Below are 24,361 nucleotides of genomic sequence, written 5' to 3'. Positions count from 1 at the left end.
TCATTGCCTTGGTGTGACATGAACTAAGCTAACGGTATCCGCGCAAACCCATTGTTTATAGAACAAAGGAACGACTCATGACCTCCGCCAAACCAAATGTCGGCGCGCAAATCGAGCAAATGAGTTTTTTAAGGTTGGGGTCTGAGGACAAGGTTACGATCGGTCAACAACAAGACCGCTGGACCATGTTGTTTGTCTATCGAGGTAAGCATTGTCCACGCTGCAAGCGCTTCTTGAACAAGTTGAATGCGGCGCTGCCGGCATGGGCTGACGTTATGGACGTTATTGTTGTCTCTGCCGACACCAAAGACAAAGCTGCGGCAGACAAAGCAGAATTCGGCTGGGAATTTGATCTTTGCTATGGAATGACCGAAGCGCAAATGCGCGCGCTTGGTCTTTATGTGTCATCACCTTTATCTGATGCAGAAACGACGGGTCTGTTTGCCGAACCTGGCGCGTTTGGCATCCGTCCGAATGGGACGCTGATGCTGGTCGATATCTCTAACGGCCCTGCGGCACGTCCCGATTTGGAAGAGCTTTTGGACGGAATGAAATTCAATATTGAAAACGACCGTCCGGAACGAGGAACGGCCTGAGACTACCAGATCGCATGGCCTCGGTTACTCGAAGTAGGCGGGGTGCGTCTTGTGAATGAAATCGATGGTTTCGTCGAGGCGGGACAGATGCTTTCTTACAGAGGCTTGCGCTTGGTCATGGTCTCCTGCCGCCATGGCCTCTGCAATCTCTCGGTGATCGGCAAGGATGGCGTCTGCGGCACTGCCCTTTTCAAGACTGAGCATACAAAGCCGGTCAACCTTTTGCTTGGATTCTAACATTACATCAAATGCCATCGGATTGCCGCTGAGCACGTAGATCAGTTTGTGAAAATCATAGTCCAGCGCGTGAAACGCCGATAGATCACCGTCACTGATCGCCTGCTCTTGTAAGGCGAGGTTTTCTGCAAGTTTTGCTTCACGTGTTGCGTCCCAAACTTCCATTGCTCGATGGACGATCTCTAGCTCCACCGCCATTCTAACCAATCGCGCGAGAGCCACACGCTCCATAGAAAATCCCCGAACTACGGTCGCCTTTTGTGGTCGTATTAAGAGCAGATCTTCGTTGCCGAGCCTTGTGAATGCGTTGCGAACAGGTTGGCGTGATACGCCGAATCGGCTGGCTACCTCTGTTTCGGATAGCTTTGTACCGGGAAGAATTTCAAGCGAAACGATCTCGTCGTGTAGCGCTTCATAGACCGCATCGGTTGTAGTTCGTCTGACAATATCTTCCACGGTATGTTGCTTGCGCCCTCTATCTTAGTCACATTCCAAATTACAGGTTCACTGTTAGAGCATTGAAATAAATAGAATACTCTATTTTATTTTGCTTGAGTGAACCGATGTACGCCTGTCACCTATCAAATGCCCTTCGCTTTCGACTGTCAAGCAATCTGACATACTAGATGCCTACAGTTGACATAACTTGGATACTAGTGTCCTTATAGTGACAGCAGCGATTCTGGTTCTTGGGGGAAATCGAAAGCTATGTTGCTTACGGTCTCTGAAATTCCATGAAAGCCAAATCCTGTCCAAAATTAATCGGGGAGGAGAACCCATGACTTTCACGAAATCGTTCTTCGCGGCTGCGACCGCTGTGGCATTCATTGCAACGTCAGCTTCAGCCGAAAACTGGCGCGCCTGGAACATCCACAACGACGGTCATCCCAACACGGCTGCGATGGACAAGTTTGCCGAACTGGTTGACGCTGCTACAGACGGCGAGGTTACCGTCGATGTGTTCCACGGTGGTGTTCTTGGTTCCCAACCGGATGCCCTTGAACAGGTTCGTATCGGCGCAATCGAGGTCGGTAACTTCAACCTCGGTCCCATTGGCCCAATGGTGAAAGAAGCTAATCTTGTATCGCTTCCTTTCATCTTCAAAGATGTGCCGCACATGTTCCGCGTGCTAGACGGCGACGCCGGCGAGGTTGTTTCAGCTGCGATGGGTGAAGCAGGCGTTCTGCCACTGGCATGGTTTGATGCCGGTGCGCGTTCTTTCTACAGCCAAAAGCCGATCAACACGCCCGCAGATGTCGAAGGTCTGAAAATCCGTGTGATGAACAACGATCTTTATACATCGATGATTTCAGCTATGGGTGGGAACCCGTCTCCAATGGCATTCTCCGAAGTTCAGCAAGCGCTGAAAACCGGCGTTGTTGATGGTGCGGAAAACAACTTCCCGTCGTTCAAGAATGTCGGTCACTATGAAGTGACCACAAATTATTCTTTGTCCGAGCACCTGATTATCCCCGAGTGCATCTGCGTGAACACGGCCAAATTCAATGCGCTGTCTCCTGAGTTACAGGCGGCTGTGCGCGGTGCAGCAGAAGAAGCCGCATTGGTCCAGCGTGAGCTTTGGGCAATTGGCTCTGAGCAAGCGCGTAAGGATGTTGAAGCGGCTGGCATCACAGTCAATGAAATCGCTGACAAAGCCCCATTCCAGTCCGCAATGGATACGGTTTATGCAGATTACTTGGCTGCAAATCCTGACATGAAAGCGTTGGTAGAAATGGCGCAAGCCACTGAATAAGTTGTCTTAACTGCTCAACTTTGAGCGCCCGGCTCCACCAATTGGATGTCGGGCGTTTTATCTCAGAGGAAATCCAATGCAAGAGCCCGATACCCCACCTGTCGCCATGCGCAACATGGACAGGATTCTTGATCTGCTCGCGCGAGTTTGCATGTTGCTGTCTGGCGTCGCCATTGTCGTTATGACAGCGATCTTTGCCTGGCTGGTGTTCGGGCGCTACGTTCTGAACAACACGCCCACTTGGGTTGAGCAGGTTTCACTGCTTTTGGTCATGGTCATCGCGTTTCTCGGTGCGGCTGCGGGTGTGCACAATCACACGCACCTCTCTGTTGTCGTGTTCCGCAATATAGTCCCACCCTCAGTGCGAACGGTTTTCGTCGTGCTCACTGATGTCCTGATGGCAGGTTTCGGTGGCATGATGTTTTGGTACGGGATCGAGCTAACCATATTCAAATGGAACACCCTGATCCCGCTCATCCAATGGTCAGAAGGCTTGCGCTCCTTGCCACTGACAATCAGCGGTGCGTTGGTGTTCCTTTTTTCCACTGGTCATCTGATCCGCCTGTTTCTGGGCCGAGACGAACGCCAAGACAACATAGATCAGGGATAGTCATGGGACTCATGATTCTGTTGGGGGTTTTTGCCCTTTGTGTCATCATCGGCGCGCCAGTGGCATACGCCCTTGGTATCGCTGCATTGGCTTCCTTTTGGTTTGAAGGATTGCCGATGTTCGTTGGATTCCAGCGTATCGTATCGGGAATCAACGTCTTTTCCCTAATGGCGATCCCGTTCTTCATCTTTGCGGGCGAGCTGATGTTTCACGGTGGTATCGCGATCCGGTTGGTTCGGTTCGCCCAGGCCGCCGTAGGCGCTGTGCGCGGCGGGCTTGGCATCGTCAATGTCTTCTCGTCCATGTTGTTTGGTGGCATTTCCGGATCGGCAATTGCTGATATCTCGGCGCTTGGGTCGATCCTGATCCCGGTGATGAAAGACAAAGGTTATGATGCCGACTATGCGGTGAACGTCACGGTGACGTCATCAATTGCCGGTATCATCATTCCGCCCAGCCACAACATGATCATCTTTGCCCTTGCAACAGGCGGTGCAGTTTCAATCTCAAAACTGTTCCTGGCTGGCGTTGTGCCCGGTGTCCTGATGTGTTGCTGCCTTGCAATTGCAGCCTATGTCGTAGCCGTCAAGCGCGGCTATCAGGCCGAGCAGTTTCCAGGTTGGACCGCACTTGCCATTGCTTTTGTGGGTTCGATTCCGGGTTTATTGACAGCCGTGATCATTGTTGGAGGGGTCTTGTCAGGCGTCTTTACGGTGACTGAATCCGGCGCGTTCGGGGCAATGTATGCCTTTGTGGTGACGCTTGTTGTCTATCGCAGCCTGTCTTGGGAAAACTTTAAAATCGCCGTTATCTCTTCGGTACGCACAACTTCGATGGTGATGATCCTGATCGCCTGTGCCGGTGCTTTTGCCTATATGCTGACGTTCAACCGGGTGCCGACAAAAACAGTCGAATTTCTATTGGGTATCACAGAAAACCCGATCCTGATCTTGTTGATGATCAACGCCGTCCTGTTGCTTTTGGGGATGATCATGGACATGGCCGCGCTGATCCTTATCTGCACGCCGATCTTCCTGCCGGTGATGAACATGCTGGGGATCGACCCGCTGCAGTTCGGTATGATCCTTTTGGTGAACCTCGGTCTTGGTCTTTGCACGCCACCGGTAGGAACCTGCCTCTTTGTGGGATGTGCGGTTGGGAAACTACCGATGGAGAAAGCGGTCAAAACGATTTGGCCTTTCTACCTCGCCATTTTTGCAGCGCTCATGCTGATCACTTTCGTACCGGCAATTTCACTGACGCTGCCGAACCTGATCATTGGCCCGTAAATCAAAGGAGAATGTGGCGATGCTGACAATAAAGCGCCTGGACATCGATGACGCGGGCAAGTTGATCGCGGGAGCGCGAACCAAAGCGCAGGAAATCGGCGTGCCAATGTGTATTGCCGTCACAGACGAAGGCGGCAACCTCATCGCGTTTGAGCGGATGGACGGCGGCAAGATCACCAGCATCAACCTAGCCATCGACAAGAGCTTCACTGCAACCGGCATCCAAAAAGGTACGGACGCTCTTGGAGAAGCCAATCAGCCGGGTATGGCCGCACACGGAATATCCTCAACGCTGGGCGGACGAATGGTGACCGTTGCAGGTGGCCTCCCTGTGACGGTTGACGGACAGGTGGTCGGCGGGATCGGAGTGAGCTCGGGCTCACCAGCCCAGGACCTCGAAGTCGCGAAGGCAGGGGTCACAGCGCTCTGCGAAGTCTAATTGGAAAGAGTTTAAGGAGTCAGATATGAAAAAACCCGTCATCGGTTTCATCGGCCTCGGTCTCATGGGCGGCAACATGGCAGAATGCCTGCAAAACAACAGTTTCGATCTGGTTGTCATGGGTCGCAACAGGGAAGCAGTGGCCGCCAAAGTCAACCGCGGCGCTGTGGAGGTTACGACGCCACGAGAACTTGCTGCGAGCAGCGATATCGTGATGCTTTGCGTAACGACATCGGAAGTTGTCGAAAGCCTGATCTATGGCGATGACGGCATCCTGGCAGGCATCAAAGAAGATGCTGTGGTCATTGACTTTGGTACTTCCATACCAGCGTCCACTCGCAAAATTGGCGCTGATTTGGCCTCCAAAGGTGCCGGCATGGTTGACGCACCGCTCGGACGCACGCCCATGCACGCCAAGGATGGTTTGCTGAACATCATGGCGGCAGGAGATATGGACACCTTTGAGAAGGTGAAACCTGTCCTGGATGTACTGGGTGAAAATGTGTTTCACCTCGGCGAGCTGGGTGCTGGCCACGTGACCAAGCTCATCAACAATTTCATGGGCATGACCACTGCTTGCACAATGAGCCAGGCGTTTGCCGTGGCTGATCGCGCGGGGATCAACAAGCAACAACTATTCGATATCATGTCAGCTGGTCCGTCCAATTCGCCATTCATGGGCTTTTGCAAGAATTACGCGGTGGATGGCGTCAGTGATCTTGGGTTCTCAATCAACAATGCCAACAAGGATCTTGGGTATTTTCTGAAGATGGCCGCTGACATGGGCACGCGGGCCGAGATTGCCGAAGGCACTGCACACAACTTACAGGCTGCGGTCGACGCAGGCATTGGGGATGGCAACGTGCCGGAGATTTTCGACTATTTTGTCAAGCTCTAACGCTGGGCACAGCAACAACCCAAGGCAGAAAACTTCGAAGCACTATTTGGACGGGAAAGAACGATCATGAAACTTCAGGGAAAATCCGCAATTGTCACTGGTGGCGGCCGCGATATCGGGCGCGCTTGTGCTGTCAAGCTCGCCTCCGAAGGCGCAAATGTGGCAGTAAATTACTTCGCCAGCAGTGCAGGGGCGGAGGAAACTGTAGCTGAGATCGTAACGAACGGCGGCAAGGCGTTTGCAGTTCAGGGCGACTTGAACAAGCCCGAAGACGTTGACGCGCTTGTTGCCCAAACGGTCGAAACTTATGGCAGTCTGGACATTCTGGTAAACAATGCCGGGGGTTTAATTGCGCGTAAGAAAATCGCGGAAATGTCGCTTGAGCATTGGCAGGCAGTCATGGATCTCAACCTGACCAGCACTTTTCTTATGGTCAAAGCGGCGCTGCTGCATATGAAATCCGGGGCGATTGTAAACATCGCCAGTCAGGCGGGTCGCGACGGCGGCGGCCCGGGTGCGTCGGCTTACGCAACATCAAAAGGTGCTGTGATGACATTTACCCGCAGTCTCGCAAAGGAACTGGGCCCTGACATTCGTGTCAATGCAATCTGCCCGGGTATGATCGACACGGATTTCCATAACATCCACACGCCCGACGCAGGCCGTCGCGGGTTAGAAGCAGCTGCGCCGCTCAAGCGGCAAGGCCGGTCTCAGGATGTTGCGAACCTCGTGGCGTTTCTAGCAAGCGAGGACGCGGCTTATCTGACCGGAACCAATGTCGATATCAATGGTGGGATGCTGTTCTCGTGACCACGGCAGAACAGGTCACCTAATTGTCGAACGCTACCGTTTGTTAAACCTCGAAGTACTGGAAACCGGAATATGCGTATTCTCGCGATAGGTGAATGCATGGCCGAAATGGCCCCAACTGACGCGCCAAGCACGTATCAAATGGGGTTTGCCGGAGACACGTTCAATACGGCTTGGTATCTGGCCCAACTCACACCCGAAACGCTCTTGTCCTATTATACAGCCGTCGGAGATGACGCCATCTCATCACGGATGCTGAGTGTCATGCGCGAAAGTGGGGTCAACACCCAGCACGTGAGGATCGTGCCAAACCGTTCAGTGGGGTTGTATCTTATCACGTTGGACAACGGGGAACGTAGTTTTACCTATTGGCGCGGCCAGTCGGCTGCACGCCTGTTGGCCCAAGATAAGCAAGCACTTGCCCACGCCATGAAGCAATCAGATCTAATCTATTTCTCCGGCATTACTCTGGCAATCTTGAACCCAGAAGGGCGCACCGCCTTGCTCGACGTTTCTCGGTCAGCGCGGCGCGCCGGAAAACGGATTGCCTTCGACCCCAATCTGCGCCCGCATCTTTGGGACAGCCCGTCTGAGATGACCGAGAATATCATGCAGGCGGCCGCCGTTTGCGATATCGCCCTGCCATCTTTCGAGGACGAGGCACGTTGGTTCAGCGATATGAACCCCGCGGCCACTTTGCAGCGCTATGCAAGGGCGGGTGCGGAAACGATCGTTGTCAAGAATGGCGCAGAAACGGTCCTTTATCGTACCCGCGGCGCAGAGGGCTCTGTCCATGTTCCGCCTCTGGCCTCGGTTGTGGATACGACTGCTGCCGGCGACAGTTTCAACGCTGGCATCCTGGCCGGGTTGGCAACAGATACACCCTTACCTGACAGCATAGCGCTGGCCTGCAAACTGGCAGGGCATGTCGTGCAAGGCAAAGGTGCACTTGTTCCCATCAACCAAAGCCTGCTCGACAGTTGCCCGCAGCCTTAGCAGAAGGATCCAGCCCATGCCGAACCCTCAGCCTGCCGAAACGATCAAACTGTATCCGGATACGCTTGATCGCCTGTCAAAGGTCAGCACGGCAACCGTGGCCACGCTGCTTTACAAACGCGGTTATCAAAACGCCTATGTTCAAGGCGTTGCCCCATTGGGCAAGGGCAAGCCCTCCCTTGTGGGCCCGGCTTTTACACTGCGCTACATTCCTGCTCGGCCTGACACCGACCCGATCGAGGCGTTTCTTGAGCCAGATCACCCGCAGCGCGTGGCCGTGGAAACTTGTCCTGAACGCGCGGTATTGGTCATGGATTGCCGGCAGGACGCCACGGCGGCCTCGGCAGGTTCGATCCTTTTGACGCGACTGGAAATGCGCGGAGCAGCGGGCGTTGTCACGGACGGTGGCATTCGCGACGCCGACGGTGCCGCAGCACTTGAGATGCCAGTCTTTGCTGCCAAACCGTCTGCCCCAACCAACCTGACGAAACATCATGCGGTCGATATAGGTTTGCCAATCGGGTGTGGCGGCGTAGCGGTCTATCCCGGCGACATCGTTCTCGGTGACAGCGATGGTGTCATGATTATCCCACGTCACCTCGCCGATGACATTGCGATCGAGGCAGGCCCAATGGAGTTGTTCGAACGCTTCGTTCTGGAAGAGGTGCGCAAAAACACCTCCGTAATCGGACTCTATCCTGCAACCGACCCAGACGTTCTTGAACGATTTGAGGTCTGGCGCGCACGGCTCTCTGACTGATGTCTGAACCGCTGCCATGTATTGTCCAATACGGGGACGAACTCATTTCCCTTCAGGGCTCACTCATTAAGAGGACCATCGCCTTGGGTTCAAAGAACAGCAGAAAACTGGGGCAGAAACGGATCGACAGAAAAATCAAACCGCCGCGCATGACAGCTTTGGGAGACTTTAGAGTTATGGAATCCGGCTTGCTTGACAACCCGGCGACCGCCTCCAAATTTTTAGCTGTCTCGTCTGGCTTAGAAAACGCGCTGTGCAACTCGGTCTGCTTCACAGTCGGATCGGTTACACGATGCACCCACCAAAAGGATATTCTGTCCAGATGACTATTTCTCCAACGGCAGCGAGTTTACGGGCCCGAGAAATCTGTGCACTCGCTCCAATTGTGCCGGTTTTGGTGGTTGATGATGTCACAACAGCCCGGCCATTGGCCGAGGCGCTTATCGCAGGCGGATTGCCCTCGCTGGAGGTCACGTTGCGCACCCCTGCCGCTCTCGAGGTCATTCGGATCATGAGTGGCGTCCCGGGTGGACATGTGGGGGCTGGCACACTGATAACCCCCGAAGATGTTCGGGCTGCCAAAGCGGCGGGCGCTACCTTCGGTGTCTCTCCGGGTGCAACCGATGAACTTCTTGCGGCTTGTGAAGCCGAAGGATTGCCGCTCCTGCCCGGGGCCGCGACTGCGTCTGAGGCGATGCGTCTTTTGGCGCGCGGCTATGATATGCTCAAGTTCTTTCCAGCCGAGGCCTCGGGCGGGGTATCGGCACTCAAGGCTATTGGCGGACCTTTGCCGCAGGTTTCCTTCTGTCCTACGGGAGGGGTCAGCGCGGCAAATGCAGGCTCATATTTGGCGCAGCAGAACGTGATTTGTGCTGGAGGCAGTTGGGTGGCGCCCAAAGATCTTATCGCCGTGGGCGATTGGGCGGGTATCGAAACTCTGGCTCGGGAAGCGGCCCAGTTGGAGGTGTGTAAATGAAGATTTCCAAGGTTCATGTACATCTTCTTGACTACAAGCTTGATACCGCCTTCGAGAGCGCAGCAACTCGTTTCACGCGGCGCCAACATGTTTTGGTCGAGATTATCTGCGACGACGGAACAACGGGTTGGGGAGAATGCTTGGGGCCAGCTCAGCCAAACGCTGCGATCGTAAAGGCCTATACGCCCTATTTGATTGGCCGCAATCCGCTGGATACGGAAGTTCTCTGGCAAGGCCTGTATAATCTCCTACGAGACCAAGGGCAGCGCGGTCTCGCAATGACCGCACTTTCAGGAATTGATGTCGCTTTGTGGGATATCAAGGGTCACCACTTTGGCGTTCCGGTTTCGGTGCTTCTCGGGGGACGTGTTCGGGACACAGTAAAGGCATATGCGACCGGGTCATTTCGGCGCGACGGCTGCGATCGTATTTCGGACAATGCCGAGGAATGCGCAGCCCATGTCGCTGCAGGGTTCCACGCAGTCAAAATCAAGATTGGCTTTGGGGTGGAAGAAGATCTTGCAGTCATCAAGGCGGTGCGTGAAGCGATCGGAACGCATACTCGTCTGATGATCGACGCAAATCACGGGTACTCGACCCAAGAAGCGATCACTCTGGGCAACCGTGCGGCAGAGTTCGATATCGATTGGTTCGAGGAACCAGTCATTCCGGAACAACTTGACGCGTACCGTCGCGTACGCGCCGGTCAACCTATTCCGGTTGCTGGTGGCGAGACTTGGCATGGCAGGTTCGCATTCCGCGAGCCCCTGGAAACAGGATGTATCGATATCGCCCAGCCAGACTTGTGTGGCACTGGCGGTTTTTCGGAGATGCGCCGGATCGTTGATATGGCGGCTCTTCACGGCGTACGTGTTGTTCCGCATGTTTGGGGAACAGCAGTGCAAATCGCTGCGAGCCTTCAGTTTGTTTCGGCCCTGCTACCAGACCCACCACGGCGCGATCCAATCGAACCGATTTTCGAGTTTGATCGGACGCATAACCCATTCAGGCAGGCGATAATCACCCACCCGATCGAACATGAAAACGGTGTGATCGCAATTCCGAACAAACCGGGTCTGGGTATTGAGATCAATCGTGATGCATTGGCAGAGTTCGCCATGGGAGAACCCGAATGATCGAACGCAGCTTCTCTGGCCGTGCCCCTGAGATCAAGCTGCCTGCAGGCGCCATTGATACACACCTTCACGTCTATCTTTCCGGGTTTCCAGCACTGCCAGGAGGTCCTGGCCTGCCAGAGGGCCAGCCTGGGTTATCAGAGTACCGACAAGTCATGGGCTGGCTTGGCATCGACAGGTTTGTCATCACGCAAGGAAATGCACATCAGACAAACAATGCGAATTTGCTGGCAGCGCTCAAAGAAACCAGGGGGGAGGCACGCGGGGTCGCCGCCATAGACGGTGAAACCTCTGATGCAGAACTGGAAACCCTCAAGGATGGAGGGGTCGTTGGGACGCGTATCGTGAATCTGCCAAGGGGAGCGGTTGGGTTCAGTCAGCTTGAAGAGGTTGACGCCCGTGCATTTGCCGCGGGTTGGATGATTGCTATTCAGTTCGATGGCTCAGACATTTCGGACTATGTTGATAGGCTCTCAAAACTGCGATCCAAATGGGTGCTTGACCACCATGGCAAATTTTTGAGGGGCGCCGCGCCAGATGGCGATGAAGTAGCAATGCTCAAACGCCTTGTCGACGGCGGCAGATGCTGGTTCAAGTTTGCCGGTTGCTATGAGTCATCCTTTGAAGGTGGACCTGATTATTCAGACGTAGCCGAGGTTTCGAAGATCATGGCAACCCATGCCCCCGAGCGCATTGTATGGGGGACAAACTTTCCTCACAATACAGCGACAAGAACCACTGACTACCCTAACGACGCTGCGTTGCTCCATACTGTTTTAAACTGGCTTCCAGACGATCGCGCGCGTCACCTCGCTCTCGTAGAAAACGCCGAAAAACTCTACGGCTTCCAATCTGTAGCGAAGTAAACGATGCCTGCTAAAAAGTGAGATATACAAAGTGCTAAACAAACTTTTGATAACGGGTGCTGATGGAAACCTCGGGTCGGTTTGTCGATCTCGCTTGCAGGGCCTCGCCACAACCATTCGCCTTGGCGCGCGGGAAGATGTGGGCCCTGCCGGTGAAAATGAAGAAATTGTGTATTGTGACTTGGGCGACAAAGATGCGGTTGAGGCCATGGTTGAAGGGTGCGATGGGATTGTTCACATGGGGGGGCAATCGATCGAAGCACCCTGGGAAACTATAAAACAATCCAATATCGACGGTGTATTCAATCTCTATGAAGCGGCCCGAAAATCGTCGGTAACGCCGAGGATATTTTTTGCCAGTTCAAATCACGCGATTGGCTTTCATGAACAGACAACGCGGCTTGATGCCAATGCACAAGTAAGGCCCGATAGTCTTTATGGCGTGTCAAAAGTCTTCGGAGAAGCTCTCGCACGGCTTTACTTCGAGAAATTCAATATAGAGTCAGCAATTGTCCGCATTGGTTCATCGTTTCCGGAACCAAAGAACCATCGCATGCTTGCAACGTGGTTGAGTTACGATGATCTGAAGTCACTTATCGAGAGTGTTTTCACTATTCCGCGTTTGGGATGTCCGATTATCTACGGTGCCTCGAACAACGACGCATCCTGGTGGGACAATCGAGAGGCAGGCTTTCTGGGATGGAAGCCAAAAGACAACTCTGAGGCGTTTCGCGCCCGTATCGATGCCGAATGCATCCAACCTGCAATCGACGACGTATCCGTAGTTTATCAGGGCGGGGATTTTTGTGGTCAGGGCATTCTAGAGGAATAGAACCACTACGATCAGGCCATATGTGTGGATACTCTGAAAAGGTAAACCGATGCGACAAAACAAAATTAGAGAGCATTGGGCCGCTGGGCGGCCTGTAGTCAACGGATGGTTGTCGATCCCAAGCGGTTTCTCAGCCGAAACCATGGCGCATCAAGGATGGGACACACTTACTGTTGATATCCAACATGGCGTAATCGACTACCAGAAGGCGGTCGAGATGTTCACTGCGATTTCGACAACCGATACCGTCCCAGTAACGCGCGTGCCGTGGCTCGAGCCCGGTATATTGATGAAAGTGCTAGATGCCGGGGCTTACGGTGTTATTTGTCCAATGATTAATAGCCGCGAAGATGCTAAGAACCTTGTGGCCTGGACACACTACCCTCCCAATGGAACAAGGAGCTTTGGGCCGATCCGGGGCCTCTTGTACGGTGGTTCAGACTACCCAGAGCATGCCAATGACACGATCGTCGTCTTCGCAATGATCGAGACGCTGCAAGGTCTAGATAACCTTGAAGACATACTGTCGGTTCCGGGTCTTGACGCCGTTTACATTGGACCTTCCGATCTTTCCCTGGCACTGGGTTGTCGACCGGCATTCGATGACGTCGAACCTCCTGTGGCCGAGGCCATTGAAATGATAGCCGCCAAGGCAAAAGAATATGGGAAATTCGCAGGTTGCCATAACGGGACACCGCAATACGCCTTGAAACGCATTGAAATGGGATTCCAGTTTGTCACAATCGCATCGGATGCCCGCTTGATGGCAGCTGCCTCAAAAGACGGATTGGCCCAGGTGCGCGATGGCCTGCCGTAATTTTTTGGTGGTGGATTTTTGGGAGGCGCGTTTTCAATACGTCAAGCCAGACAAGCTTCGGATGGCAAGCTGTTTTAATACGAGAATTCGTTTTTCGCGCTGTTTGGTATGATCACGGGTCGAAAGTTCCAGTCGGCACAAGACCAAGACTTAGGAGGCACGTATGTCACGTATGAAGCCCGAAAACCTCAGATCGCGCCATTGGTTCGCAAATCCGGATGATCCGGAAATGACTGCGCTCTATTTGGAGCGTTATCTCAACTACGGGCTCACGCGCGAAGAACTGCAATCCGGTAAACCTATCGTCGCAATTGCACAGACGGGCAGCGATCTAAGTCCCTGTAACCGCCACCACCTGGAACTTGCCAAAAGGGTGCGCGACGGCATAATCGCAGCGGGTGGTACGGCCATCGAATTGCCGGTTCATCCGATTCAGGAAACCGGGAAACGCCCCACCGCCATGCTCGACCGCAATCTGGCGTATCTCAGTTTGGTTGAATCGCTTTATGGCTACCCGATAGATGGCGTGGTGTTGATGATTGGCTGCGACAAGACCACACCTGCGCTTTTGATGGCAGCTTCTACAGTCAACATACCTGCCATCGCTCTTTCTGTTGGGCCTATGCTGAATGGTTGGCACGAGGGGAAGCGTGCAGGGTCTGGCACTGTTATTTGGAAAGCCCGTGAACGTCTTGCTGCCGGAGAAATCTCCGCTGATGAATTCATGGAAGTTGCCGCAGCCTCTGCTCCTTCGGTGGGTTACTGCAACACCATGGGAACCGCCACCACCATGAACAGCTTGGCCGAAGCACTCGGCATGCAGCTACCAGGCGCGGCGGCCATTCCGGCCCCGTACCGCGAACGCGGTCAGATCAGCTATGAGACCGGACAACGCATCATTGAAATGGTGTGGGAGGATCTGCGCCCGTCTGACATCATGACGCGCGCGGCTTTTGAGAATGCTATTGTGGTTAACTCCGCCATCGGTGGATCCACCAACGCGCCTATTCACCTAAATGCGATTGCGCGCCATCTGGGTGTGCCGCTCAACAATGATGACTGGCAGGCTTTGGGGCACAATGTACCACTTTTGGTCAATCTACAGCCCGCAGGCGAATATCTCGGCGAAGATTACCACCGCGCCGGCGGTGTTCCTGCCGTGATCGCAGAGCTGATTGCAGCTGGTCGCCTACCTCATGAAGAGGCCAAAACTGTCAACGGGCACAGCATAGCCAACAACTGCACGCGCCGGCGCAGCACAAATTCCAACGTCATTAAATCCGTTGATGCCCCTCTGAAAGACAAGGCAGGGTTCATCAACCTAAAGGGCAATCTATTTGACAGCGCGTTGATGAAAACCAGTGTCATCGGGTCAGAATTTGCAAAAGCCTATCTTTCCAATCCCGATGATCCCAACGCGTTTGAGGGTCGCGCTGTTGTCTTTGATGGACCCGAAGATTTTCACAAGCGCATTGATGACCCATCTCAGGATATCGACACCAGTTGTATTCTCGTAATGCGAGGAACCGGCCCCAAAGGGTATCCCGGCGGTGCAGAAGTCGTGAATATGCGTGCGCCATCCTATCTCTTGAAGCAAGGCGTTCAGGAATTACCCTGCATAGGTGATGGTCGCCAATCTGGCACTTCTGGCTCGCCCTCAATCCTGAACGCTGCACCCGAGGCCGCCGACAATGGTGGCCTAGCAGTTCTGCAGACAGGGGATCGGATCCGCGTTGATCTTAACACCTGCACAGTCAACATTCTGATTTCCGACGCGGAACTTGAACGGCGCAAAGACCAGTTAATCCAAAACGGTGGATATCCCGTGCCCGAAAGCCAATCTCCTTGGCAACAGTATTTCCGTGATCTGGTGCAACCTTTTGACAAGGGTATGAACCTACGCAATGCTGACGCCTATCGCGACATCGCGCGCAAATCACTGCCTCGAGACAACCACTGAATTCAACAAATTGTGGACACGCAGCGGGATCGTTTGCGGCGACACTTACACATTCCGGTTTCACATCTTCATCTCGGTGGTGACGATAATCACGACCATTATGATGTCTCTCCTACCTCTCATTTTTCGCGGCTCCTGCTTGGCAGGTTGGTTTGGGCCAGCATTTTCGGGAGGAGGTGAAAATGCTGGCCCTTTGCGTTGGCGCTCCCTGTTGGCTTTTTCGCCGCCGCTTTTGCTGGCTTACTCTGGGAGGAGCGAGGACCAGCAAATTTCGTGCAATCTTTTATCCTGAGGGTCTACTTCTCTATTCGTCAGCCATCAATTTCGCGGCATATTCCGGGATATCGGATCGCGAAATTCCGATCTGAGCGAGCTGATAGTCGTTCATATTCGAAAGTGTGGAGAGCATCCGGGCCATTTGAAGCGCCTTCAAGGCAGCATTTGCCGTGGCTCCGATCCACACCAAGAGGCTGATTGATAGGGCGATGGCGTGACCACGATCTGTACCAGCCGTTTCGGTGTTAGCAGCCATACGCAGCCTCCATAGCAAGTCTTTTGATGCTACTGCGCGGAATACCCAGATCTGTTAAGTCGCGGTCAGATAGCACCGAGAGCTCATAATACGTTGCGCGATAAACCCTGCGCTTGGCCTGTGCCTTTCGCATCTCATCCAGCTTTTGATGAAAGAACGTGCGGCCAGCTTCGAAAACGACATCCAGCCCGCTGTTTGATCGAGTAATTGCCATGATATTACCTCGTCCGTTGCTGCAATGCAGTATTTATGCTGCAATGCAGAGATACGCGTGTTCGGTAGCGCTCGCAATTTGGCAATTTGGCATAGGCCCCATGCCAGATTGGAACAGCAAGGGTCATGACATGGATATTTCTGCGCAAATGTTAATTTTTGCGACAGTGGTCGAGCAAGGAAGCATATCTGCGGCTGCGCGATCAATGGGGCAAACCCCATCGGCTGTGAGCAAGCAGATCGGATTGCTTGAAGATCAGGTTCACTACCGCCTTCTGAATCGTACCAGAACGGGTATCTCCCCAACACTGGAAGGCCAAGCGTTCTACGAAAAGTGCAAAGCGATGGCTGACAAATTCAAAGAGGCCGAGGCGATGATCCATAACTTTGATGGTATCCCCCGCGGAGTGCTCAGAGTCGCATCTACGGTTGCCTTTGGTAAGTCACAGCTGATCCCTGTTCTGCCTAAATTCATGGAAGAGAATCCTGAAGTTAATGTGTCCTTGGACTTAACCGACCGAGAGATTGATCTTCGGAGTGAAGGGTTCGACGCTGCGATCTGCTTTGCTGAACAACGCAAGAACCCAGATACAGTCGTCAGGCGCATTATGCAGAGTCGCAGAGTGCTATGTGCTTCACCTAAATACCTTGAACGATCTGGAACACCTTCTAATTTTACCGAATTGGCCCGACACAATTGCCTCAGGATTACAGGAGGAAGCCGACGGAACGGTTGGGACAACATCGAACCGAAGGCAGGCCATAAATTTGAAGCAACGGGAAGTTTTGAAGGGAACAGCACTGATGTCGTTTTTCGAGCAGCACTGGCTGGCATAGGTATCGCGCGACTACCTAGCTACATGGCAAACCGGAAGTTCAAATCCGGGGAACTCGTCCATGTCATGCCGGAATACGCACCACCCAGTACGGATATTGTCGTAATGTTTGCCGAAAGGCGCAATTTGGCGCCGAAAACTCGAGCCTTCGTAGATTATCTGGTGCGACGGTTTCGCAACGTCGAAGACGACCAAGTGACTCAATAATAGCCGTTGGAAGCAATCGGTAGTTTCCAGAGTAGTTTGCATCAAGCGCCTGAAAAACTTGGAAACACTATTCCGGGCATATCAATCGAAAAAATTGGCACTGGTTTGAAAGCGTAGCGTTAGATAATCATTGCTTTCATTGTTCTTATCGGCATCGTCCGTCGATGGCTACCGTTATTGCTGGGTCAGAATTGAATGACGTGATTGACCGATTTATTGAGGTTTTGGCTGCCGATAGAGTCAAAGATCAGTGATGTTCCACATAACCTGTATAAGGCGACACATAGTTCTGCCACCAGCGACAGAACCTTGCCATTTTCGCCTCACCCCCTTCGTCCAGCACCCAGACCGATTTCATTGATCCTGACTTCCTTATGGAAAAATCAGGGCTGATTTGCAGATCAGACGCCGAGGGTGCCTGTTCCTGCTAATCTGCCACGTGGCGAACGCGGATAGGGGTGAGGCAATACTATTCGACAATGGTGGTGCGGCCCGCACCCCCTGTGAAGCCGGATTTATTCGTGCGTGCCCGAAAGAGACACGAGATGTGGTTCGGGAACTGACGATGGCGGGGGGTAAAACGTCAATCCAAACCGACTGTCTCGACGACTGTTTGAACTAGGAAAAGCAGGCGGTGGAGCTAAGCTGATGCTCCGCCGCTCATCCTCACCAATAGTAGTGGTGGGGTTTACGCCCATCCGGCCAGACTATGTCGTCAGGATCAGCGCCTTTTAGGATGTCGAAGGCAAACTCTCTGGACTTGCGTCTTGTCGTTCGCGTGCGAAAAACGATGTCGTGACAGCGCGGCCAATTGCCGAGCCACCGGACATCATCCGGCTATTTTCCAAGACGACGGCTCAGACCCAGGCGTGAGTATCCGTTTCCAGGCACGATACGGGGACGTTTGCGTTTGTAGTGGGCCATATCTTTGGTCTTTCATGCAGTTTCAGAACTACATGGCACCCTCCATCGGCTGGTTCGTCGATTGTAGGCTGGGTTCGGTTTTGACACCGAAAACGCAGCCGGACCGGACATTGGATTGGGGACTCAAAATCAATGGGACTGGAAAGAGACGGACTTTCAGCAGTCGTTCGCGGTACAACGCATCAATGGCCGCTGCGCGGACAAAATCTGCCGTTAAAACGCAGCATAGCAAAGTCCGCTTTCGAGCCTGGAGTTCGAATACGGGTATGTTGAGTCAAGAAATTGGTTTTAAACTGCCTGCCAATCCGAAATGAAGGTTTACAACTACATTCGCTGCCGTTTCGTATCTTTAGCGACTTGAACCACTCAAGTAAGGGCGCAGGACACAATCACCTGCCTCACACACCTTGAGCTGTGATCAGTTGGAAATGTAGAACCTGTTCATTTCATCAGGTTCTACTTTCCATAAACTGGCTAACGGTTAGGCAAGCTCACGCGCAATGTGACGTGCCTGGGCCTGAGCTGAGGCGACCGAAGCTTTGTGACGCTCATCGGCGAATTCCTGATACTCGGCCGCAGCTTCGAACATGCGTTCTGCGCCCAGGTACTTGCGCAATGTGCTGATATGCGCAGAAAGGTGACCCGAGTCATTGCGAATTCCACCCTCATCAAAGCCGAATTCGCCAGCCGATGTCAGCAGCACCAATGTTTTGCCGGACATGATCGGTTCCAGAGGGAAGTCGCCGCGCGCCAAATCAAACGTAAATGTCTTGTTGATCCGGATGATCTGATCAAACCAAGCCTTCAGGGCTGCGGGCATGCCGTAGTTGTACATGGGCGTCGAAATCAGAAGGATGTCGGAGCGGTCGAGCTCGTCAATCAGCGTATCAGACAAGCTGACCAAAGCACTCTGTTCAGGCGTGCGTTCCTCTTCTGCTGTAAAGACGGACGCGATCCAATCGTTGGAAATGAAATCCGGCGGGGTCATTCCGACGTCACGCACAATAATTTCGACGTCCGGATCAACCGCTTTCCATTCTTCCACGAAACTGTCCGCCAAAGCGCGGGAAATGGAGTTATAGGCCGCAACAGGGCTGTCGGTGCGGCGCACGCTGGCGTCAATTCTCAGGATTGTGGTCATCTTGTCACCTAGTCAGTTTGCAATGAACCATTCAAAGGTGAAGCCAGAGACGCGCAGGTACAAATGAAGAGAATTCTGAATAGAGTGAACTGACCTCACCCATCTCTAATCGCTGAAAAAATCTTCTCCAGATGAGACGCCGTCGCAAGTACATCCGCGTCCCTGTTTGCGCCGCCGCTCAAGGATAGGCTGTTCCCCGGTTTCCGTTCTCCAAATGGAATGGAAATTGTTGGCGCATTGAGGAAAGCGGCTTTCATCGATACCGACAGGATATGGGCGTTTTCCCGTGCAAAGACCCCTTTATCGCGGGTCACGGCCTGAACAGACGGCGGGTACGACGGCAATGTCGGGTAAAGCAGCATCTTCCCTGCCAATTCCCTACCAAAGTCCGGGATTAGGGCCCGCCGGATTTCCAGCAATGCCTGCAGATCTGTGCCAAGGATTGAAGCCGCCTGAGCAAGGCGATCCTGCACATTTGGGTCCAGTCTGGCCTGCTGGTCTCCGACCAGATTTGGTAGAAGACGAAAGGCTTCGGCACTCACCAGCGTTCCATAGGTTTGGAAGATCTCCGTGACACGAGTGAAACTTCGGATATCACCCCTTTCCAATTCGATGCCATGATCGGACAAATGCTGCAGGACCTGTTCGTACATTGTCTTGATTCCCGGGGCAAATCCCACCAGGGCATCTTCCCTCAGGCACAGAAATTGACGGCAGGCGTGCCCGGTTTCTTTGCAATCCGACAAAACGCGATCCACAGCGCAAATTTGACTGACGTATAAAGCGAGTGAGCCTGGCGTATCCAGAGAAGGCGCCAGAGGTAAAATCCCGGCGCTTTCATAGCGGTCCATAGTTGGGCGAAACCCCACCAGGCCCTGACAGGCGGCCGGAATGCGCACGGAGCCGGAGGTATCTGTCCCCAAGGCGATGTCGGCCAAGCCCAAGGCAACGGCTGACGCCGATCCGCTCGAGGACCCTCCAGGCACCATTGTGCTATCCAACGCATTCAGAGGGGTGCCGAAATGCGGATTAACTCCGAGCCCGGAGAAGGCGAACTCCGACATGTTCACATGGCCCAGAATGATCGCGCCCGCAGAACGGAGCCTGGCCACGATCGGGGCGTCATTGTCTGCAGGTGGAGGATTGATGGCCAAAGATCCCGCATGGCTTCGGAGCGCTTGCACGTCGATATTGGCCTTCACCGCAAGAAACTGGCCGTCCAACGGGCCAAGCAGCCTCCCTGCGGCCTGCCGCGCGGCGGCGGATCGGGCATCCTGCAACAGTCTATCTGGCGCAACGCCAAGGAATACCTCGCGCTGCGCGTCGAGCGAAGCCAGGAAGTCGCGCGCCCGTTGAAGGATATTCATGTCGTCAGGACCGGAGCCTTATAATAGGGCAGTTCTTCAACCCGTACGCTTTGCCGGTTTGCCTCATATTGCGTGCGCACGTGCTGCGCGATCTCTCCGAGAGTGGCGAACCAGACGTCACCCCTTTTCAAAATAGTTTCCATCCAGTCCTCCACCTGCCGCCACCGCGCCAAACGCCCGGTCAGGAAGGGATGCCAGATGCCAATCCAGAAGCCACCTTCTTCGTATTGGGCTTCGAATTCCTCCCAGAATGGGGTCAGCCCGGCGCGTGGCCCGGCGACGGGCATCATGTAGCCAATCTCCTCAAAATGGGCGAATTGCGGCCAGTCGTCGGTCCCCCAATGCGATGGAAGTTCGACCAAAGTCCGCCCGCCGGATCGCATGAGATATGGCACATCATCCGCCATCAGCGAACTGTCATAGTCGAATTCATGCTTGTTCAGCAGGTCGATGACGGCTTGCGTCACATTGTAAACCGGTGCGCGATAGCCTTTTGGCACATTGCCCAGAACCCGCTTTTGCGACTCCAGCGCGCGTTCAAACCAATAGGCTTGTTCAGACGCGCTGTGGTTTGTCGGGTCTTCGTGCAAATAGCCATGATGGCCGATTTCATGACCATCTTTCAGGATGGCTTGCATAGCATCTGGATAATGCTCCACGACCCATCCGGGGGCGAAGAAGGACTGTTTCAGCCCGAGACGTTTGTAGGTTTCCAGAATCCGAGGGATGGCAACCGTCGGCCCGTAGCGCCCCATGGAGATCGGATAGAGGCGATCATGCCCGTCGACCGGCTTTGCGATATGGATAAGGCTGTCCGCATCGATATCAAAGGTGATCGCACAGGCGCATCGCGCGCCGTTTGGCCAGGTTATTTTCTTCTGCATGGTCTTGATCCTCTGTCACAATTGCGGGGCGTTGTTCGTCAGCCAATCGTCATACCAGCGCTGCAATGCGGATTTGACGGCGGCATATTCACTGGCGCTCAGCCTTTGATCCGCGGCGCGCTGCATGCCGTCGGTGATGTTTTGAAGAATTTTCTTTTCGTCGCACTTTTTGGCTTCGCCGTGCGAAACGGCCAGTTGTCCGCCGGTGAAGACGCTATGGATATCCGTGGATTTTGCCGAGCTGACCAACAGCTCAACCGGATCAATGCCGGGGTCCAACCAGGGCCCTTCAAGACGGTCCAGGCGCAGGATCACAAAGTCGGCGCGTTTGCCGACGGACAGGCTTCCGATGCTGTGATCCATACCCATCAAACGCGCGCCACCCAAAGTGGCCATGTCGAAAGCATCCTTCGCGGTCAGGCTAGGGTTCGCCCGATCACTTGACCAATAAAGGCTTTGCGCCAAACGCATTTCGGCGAACATATCGTCATCACCGGCCAGGCTGGTCCCGTCCATCCCCAGTGCGAGGTTGATGCCCATCCGCTTCATCAATGGCGCGGGTGCAATGCCGGACCGCAGCCGCAAATTGGAGCTGGGATTGCACACGATATGCGCGCGCGCCTCGGCCACTCGCGCCAGATCTTTTTCATCCGCCCAGACCATATGCGCCAAAGACAAGCCGTCGGTGAGCAGGCCAGATTTGCCCAATTCTGCGATGGCACCCTGAAAACTCCAGGCTGTAGCCGACAGGTGCTGCAGCCGAGACTCCTCGGCATGGGTGTGAATGCGCTGGCCGCTTTCGCGAACCTCCCTGGCGATGTCGCGCAGGGTCTCTCGGCCCGTCCAATGCGGTGCCGTGGGGCCAAACCACACATCAGCGCATTCAGAAGCCGCGAATTCGCCATGCATCCGGGACAGAAGCCGAACTAAGCTTCGCGGTTCAATACGTGCGCGCGCAACGTGCTGGCGTTGCAGTTTGCATCGCAGAACCTCGGGCAAGGTGGTCAGAAACGACTGGCTTTGCCCATATGGATGCACAAGCTGGTTGTGCCATCTCTCGCCCGGCGCGATGGCACAGGACAGGCCAAGCCCATTATATACGGCGATTTTGTTCCTTATCTTCGCTTCGGCATGGGCCGCTGTCTGACCCGCAGTGCAGGCATCCACAACAGCCGTTACCCCATTCTTCAGCAAGCGCATTGCCGCGTATTCGGTGGCGAGGCGCGGCGCAACGTCGGCTGCGCCAGTGGAGGCGAAAATCCAAGGCTCTAACAGGTCATCCCGTATCCCTTGGTTGATCAGGTTCACCCCATAGCAATGGTGATGCGCATTCACAAACCCGGGCAGGATCGCCGTGTTTGTGTCCGAGTGCACCCTTGCGCTGGGATAACGTGACCTTAATACGGCCAGAGGCGCCAAGCCACTTATTCTGCCGTCTAGAACAAAAAGCGCGAAGTCGTTGTAACTGTGAAAGGCATCTTCGATGATCCAGCGGGCAGAAAATATTTTGCCGCCATCATCGGTCATGAACAACAAATTCCAGCGCGCTCGGCTTGCCTTCGTCCCCGTTGACCGGAGTGATATCTTGCGGGCAGGCCGACATCACGGCGTAAACTGGCATCTCAGCTTTGAAGGTCATGCTATCCCCCGGCTTTGACACTGGCGCAGCCCAGGAAAGGCTGCCATCAGGGTGAACTGGGACGTTCATCCACAGATTGAAGGGCGCTGGCACATGCGGTGCTTTTTTCCCGATAGCAAGCAAGGCCTGCCTCAAGTTGTCGGCGCAATTGTCGTGGTAATCAGTGACGCCCAATTGCGTGTACCGGTTGGCATCGCAAGCGGCGATCGTTGTGTCATGAACACCCGGCGATGTGTCTTGGGTCAGCGTCAGAAGAGGATTGCGCAGATTGCTGACCAACCTGTCACCGACCTTTGGGAAAACAGACAGAAGATCCGTATGCACATGCGGCATAGACAAATATTCATGCAGCTCTGCCGCATTGAACGCCCAGAAATCGCAGACTTGCCAGCCGGTCGGATTGGTGATGGTCAAAGTCTGCCCGGCTGTCAAACGCACCGCGACACCGCAACGTGCTGGTACTGTATACCGTTCTGCAATGACCGGGACGCCTTCGGCAGAGACCGTGCTGTCCAGAGTTTGATTGAAACCATCGGGTTGGGAAGGGTCAAAACTTTGCATGCGCAAGAACTCCTGATTAGGGGTTCAGAAACGCATGCTTCTCGGCAATTTAGAAATGACAAAATTTCAAGCGACGGATTAGATCGTTGCGGACGCGCTATTCTTCAAAAAACCTTTGACCGACGGCGCTGTCGCGAAACTCATCTGCTTGGTCCAATAGCCATTCCCGGAACACACGAACGCGTGCACGATTGGCGTAAGTTTCCGGGCAGACGAGAAAATAGCTCTTGTTCTTCAATGCCGTGTCAAAGGGGGCGACCAGCATATTACGTTCCAGAAAACGCGCGGCGGCCAAAAGGCTGACCAGGGCCACACCATGACCATCGCTTGCCGTTAGCAAGCAGATGTGTTCCTCGGAATAGGTGACATAGGGCTCGACATCAGCAGTCTGCAAGCCAGCCGCGTCCATCCAGCGCTCCCAACTCGGATCCGCATCAGAAAACCCGCTCCATTGGTATTCGATCAAACGAGACTTCAGAAGATCTTCGGGGGAGCTCAGTGACTTCGCCTTTTCAACGCTGCAGACAGGGGCCACCCAGTCATTCAAGACCCAAGCCACATTGCTGTCAGGATAATCGCCATAGCCATACCGAATGGCCACATCCACATCGCTTGATTTGAAATCCACCAGTTGATCGCTAGACAAAACCCTTACCGAGATCTCCGGGTATTTCTCGTAAAAGCCTCGCAGCCGCGGGCTAAGCCAATTGGCGGCAAAAGACCCGGTTGTTGAGATTGTCAATGTGCCCGCAAGGTCGTCTTCCTCCAGCGCGAGAGAGGCGGCTTCGATGTTCTTGAAGGCCTCAATGATGTGGGGCGCGTAGTTGGCCCCATCCTCCGTCAGTTTCAAGGCGCGGGTCAGCCGGTGAAACAGGGGCACCCCAAGTTGATCCTCCAGCGATTTGATCTGATGGGAAATGGCAGTCGGAGTGACGCACAATTCATCGGCGGCATCCTTGAAACTCAGATGCCGGCAGGCCGCTTCGAAGGCCTGAATGCTTTTCAACGACGGTATCTTCGCCATGACGCGCGGCTTTGCTCTCCTGATGTGATGCTATTTCGCCGCTCTACTCTAACCCGAT

Annotated in this window: 26 protein-coding genes; 16 read left to right on the top strand and 10 right to left on the bottom strand. The window is 54.1% G+C overall.

All coding sequences use genetic code 11. The annotated features are described in order from the left end of the window. The first annotated feature begins 77 nt into the window (after window positions 1-77). Window positions 78-596 (top strand): redoxin domain-containing protein, encoded by a 519-nt coding sequence (locus AC2FEE_RS19330; RefSeq protein WP_496866965.1) that lies wholly within the window; start codon window positions 78-80, stop codon window positions 594-596. Between the two features lie 24 nt (window positions 597-620). Here AC2FEE_RS19330 and AC2FEE_RS19325 read toward each other — a convergent pair whose 3' ends face one another. Then, entirely contained in the window at window positions 621-1,289 is a 669-nt protein-coding gene (locus tag AC2FEE_RS19325) for a GntR family transcriptional regulator (protein WP_496866964.1), read from the bottom strand. Between the two features lie 322 nt (window positions 1,290-1,611). Between AC2FEE_RS19325 and AC2FEE_RS19320 the strand changes: the two genes are divergently transcribed. From AC2FEE_RS19320 to AC2FEE_RS19285, 8 genes are all read left to right on the top strand, one after another. After that, a complete protein-coding gene (locus AC2FEE_RS19320) occupies window positions 1,612-2,586 on the top strand; it encodes a TRAP transporter substrate-binding protein (protein ID WP_496866963.1) in 975 nt (324 codons plus the stop codon). 76 nt (window positions 2,587-2,662) lie between these two features. After that, window positions 2,663-3,196 (top strand): TRAP transporter small permease, encoded by a 534-nt coding sequence (locus AC2FEE_RS19315; protein WP_496866962.1) that lies wholly within the window; start codon window positions 2,663-2,665, stop codon window positions 3,194-3,196. A 2-nt stretch (window positions 3,197-3,198) separates the two neighbouring features. Continuing rightward, entirely contained in the window at window positions 3,199-4,485 is a 1,287-nt protein-coding gene (locus AC2FEE_RS19310; protein ID WP_496866961.1) for a TRAP transporter large permease, read from the top strand. A 19-nt stretch (window positions 4,486-4,504) separates the two neighbouring features. Beyond that, the gene (locus tag AC2FEE_RS19305) at window positions 4,505-4,924 is read left to right on the top strand and encodes a GlcG/HbpS family heme-binding protein (RefSeq protein ID WP_496866960.1); all 420 of its coding nucleotides are present in this window, start codon (window positions 4,505-4,507) and stop codon (window positions 4,922-4,924) included. 25 nt (window positions 4,925-4,949) lie between these two features. Then, window positions 4,950-5,822, top strand: a complete 873-nt coding sequence (locus AC2FEE_RS19300) for an NAD(P)-dependent oxidoreductase (protein ID WP_496866959.1) — start codon at window positions 4,950-4,952, stop codon at window positions 5,820-5,822. A gap of 66 nt (window positions 5,823-5,888) precedes the next feature. Continuing rightward, window positions 5,889-6,632 carry an SDR family NAD(P)-dependent oxidoreductase gene (locus tag AC2FEE_RS19295; protein WP_496866958.1) on the top strand — a complete coding sequence of 248 codons (744 nt, stop codon included), beginning with the start codon at window positions 5,889-5,891 and terminating at the stop codon, window positions 6,630-6,632. 72 nt (window positions 6,633-6,704) lie between these two features. Continuing rightward, window positions 6,705-7,628 (top strand): sugar kinase, encoded by a 924-nt coding sequence (locus AC2FEE_RS19290; RefSeq protein ID WP_496866957.1) that lies wholly within the window; start codon window positions 6,705-6,707, stop codon window positions 7,626-7,628. Window positions 7,629-7,644: 16 nt separating this feature from the next. After that, on the top strand, window positions 7,645-8,388 hold the full coding sequence (locus AC2FEE_RS19285) for a ribonuclease activity regulator RraA (protein ID WP_496866956.1): 744 nt from the start codon (window positions 7,645-7,647) through the stop codon (window positions 8,386-8,388). Between the two features lie 52 nt (window positions 8,389-8,440). Here AC2FEE_RS19285 and AC2FEE_RS19280 read toward each other — a convergent pair whose 3' ends face one another. After that, window positions 8,441-8,686: a hypothetical protein gene (locus AC2FEE_RS19280; RefSeq protein ID WP_496866955.1), complete on the bottom strand. Its 246-nt coding sequence runs from the start codon at window positions 8,684-8,686 to the stop codon at window positions 8,441-8,443. 24 nt (window positions 8,687-8,710) lie between these two features. Here AC2FEE_RS19280 and eda point away from each other — a divergent pair, with 24 nt between their 5' ends. The 6 genes from eda (at window position 8,711) to AC2FEE_RS19250 (ending at window position 14,975) form a co-directional block, all read left to right on the top strand. Further along, entirely contained in the window at window positions 8,711-9,364 is a 654-nt protein-coding gene (gene eda / locus AC2FEE_RS19275; protein WP_496866954.1) for a bifunctional 4-hydroxy-2-oxoglutarate aldolase/2-dehydro-3-deoxy-phosphogluconate aldolase, read from the top strand. Then, window positions 9,361-10,500 carry a mandelate racemase/muconate lactonizing enzyme family protein gene (locus AC2FEE_RS19270; protein ID WP_496866953.1) on the top strand — a complete coding sequence of 380 codons (1,140 nt, stop codon included), beginning with the start codon at window positions 9,361-9,363 and terminating at the stop codon, window positions 10,498-10,500. The genes eda and AC2FEE_RS19270 overlap by 4 nt, the downstream gene beginning before the upstream one ends. Beyond that, complete coding sequence (locus tag AC2FEE_RS19265; RefSeq protein ID WP_496866952.1) at window positions 10,497-11,366, top strand: amidohydrolase family protein; 870 nt, start codon at window positions 10,497-10,499, stop codon at window positions 11,364-11,366. The genes AC2FEE_RS19270 and AC2FEE_RS19265 overlap by 4 nt, the downstream gene beginning before the upstream one ends. Before the next feature lie 31 nt (window positions 11,367-11,397). Next, window positions 11,398-12,198: an NAD-dependent epimerase/dehydratase family protein gene (locus AC2FEE_RS19260; RefSeq protein ID WP_496866951.1), complete on the top strand. Its 801-nt coding sequence runs from the start codon at window positions 11,398-11,400 to the stop codon at window positions 12,196-12,198. A 49-nt stretch (window positions 12,199-12,247) separates the two neighbouring features. After that, window positions 12,248-13,015, top strand: coding sequence for an HpcH/HpaI aldolase family protein (locus AC2FEE_RS19255; RefSeq protein WP_496866950.1), 768 nt, complete (start codon window positions 12,248-12,250; stop codon window positions 13,013-13,015). A 163-nt stretch (window positions 13,016-13,178) separates the two neighbouring features. Further along, on the top strand, window positions 13,179-14,975 hold the full coding sequence (locus AC2FEE_RS19250) for an IlvD/Edd family dehydratase (RefSeq protein ID WP_496866949.1): 1,797 nt from the start codon (window positions 13,179-13,181) through the stop codon (window positions 14,973-14,975). Between the two features lie 304 nt (window positions 14,976-15,279). On the opposite strand, the gene AC2FEE_RS19245 is transcribed toward AC2FEE_RS19250, so the two are convergent. Both AC2FEE_RS19245 and AC2FEE_RS19240 read right to left on the bottom strand, forming a co-directional pair. Next, on the bottom strand, window positions 15,280-15,507 hold the full coding sequence (locus AC2FEE_RS19245) for a DUF1127 domain-containing protein (protein WP_496866948.1): 228 nt from the start codon (window positions 15,505-15,507) through the stop codon (window positions 15,280-15,282). Then, window positions 15,497-15,721 carry a DUF1127 domain-containing protein gene (locus AC2FEE_RS19240; RefSeq protein ID WP_496866947.1) on the bottom strand — a complete coding sequence of 75 codons (225 nt, stop codon included), beginning with the start codon at window positions 15,719-15,721 and terminating at the stop codon, window positions 15,497-15,499. Before AC2FEE_RS19240 ends, AC2FEE_RS19245 begins: the two co-directional genes overlap by 11 nt. Before the next feature lie 130 nt (window positions 15,722-15,851). Here AC2FEE_RS19240 and AC2FEE_RS19235 point away from each other — a divergent pair, with 130 nt between their 5' ends. Next, the gene (locus AC2FEE_RS19235; protein WP_496866946.1) at window positions 15,852-16,763 is read left to right on the top strand and encodes a LysR family transcriptional regulator; all 912 of its coding nucleotides are present in this window, start codon (window positions 15,852-15,854) and stop codon (window positions 16,761-16,763) included. Window positions 16,764-18,168: 1,405 nt separating this feature from the next. On the opposite strand, the gene AC2FEE_RS19230 is transcribed toward AC2FEE_RS19235, so the two are convergent. From AC2FEE_RS19230 to gcvA, 6 genes are all read right to left on the bottom strand, one after another. After that, on the bottom strand, window positions 18,169-18,828 hold the full coding sequence (locus AC2FEE_RS19230; protein ID WP_496866945.1) for an FMN-dependent NADH-azoreductase: 660 nt from the start codon (window positions 18,826-18,828) through the stop codon (window positions 18,169-18,171). 95 nt (window positions 18,829-18,923) lie between these two features. Then, window positions 18,924-20,195 (bottom strand): amidase family protein, encoded by a 1,272-nt coding sequence (locus AC2FEE_RS19225; RefSeq protein ID WP_496866944.1) that lies wholly within the window; start codon window positions 20,193-20,195, stop codon window positions 18,924-18,926. Next, window positions 20,192-21,079, bottom strand: coding sequence for a polysaccharide deacetylase family protein (locus tag AC2FEE_RS19220; RefSeq protein WP_496866943.1), 888 nt, complete (start codon window positions 21,077-21,079; stop codon window positions 20,192-20,194). The genes AC2FEE_RS19225 and AC2FEE_RS19220 overlap by 4 nt, the downstream gene beginning before the upstream one ends. A 15-nt stretch (window positions 21,080-21,094) precedes the next feature. Further along, complete coding sequence (locus tag AC2FEE_RS19215; RefSeq protein WP_496866942.1) at window positions 21,095-22,606, bottom strand: amidohydrolase family protein; 1,512 nt, start codon at window positions 22,604-22,606, stop codon at window positions 21,095-21,097. Further along, complete coding sequence (locus AC2FEE_RS19210; protein WP_496866941.1) at window positions 22,596-23,279, bottom strand: DUF1989 domain-containing protein; 684 nt, start codon at window positions 23,277-23,279, stop codon at window positions 22,596-22,598. Before AC2FEE_RS19210 ends, AC2FEE_RS19215 begins: the two co-directional genes overlap by 11 nt. Before the next feature lie 97 nt (window positions 23,280-23,376). Beyond that, entirely contained in the window at window positions 23,377-24,303 is a 927-nt protein-coding gene (gene gcvA, locus AC2FEE_RS19205) for a transcriptional regulator GcvA (RefSeq protein ID WP_496866940.1), read from the bottom strand. Between the last annotated feature and the right edge of the window lie 58 nt (window positions 24,304-24,361).

The sequence above is a fragment of the Ruegeria sp. YTSC199 genome, from assembly GCF_059609725.1.
The sequence above is the reverse complement of the archived record's forward strand: the minus strand, read 5'-3'. Positions and strand labels throughout refer to the sequence as shown.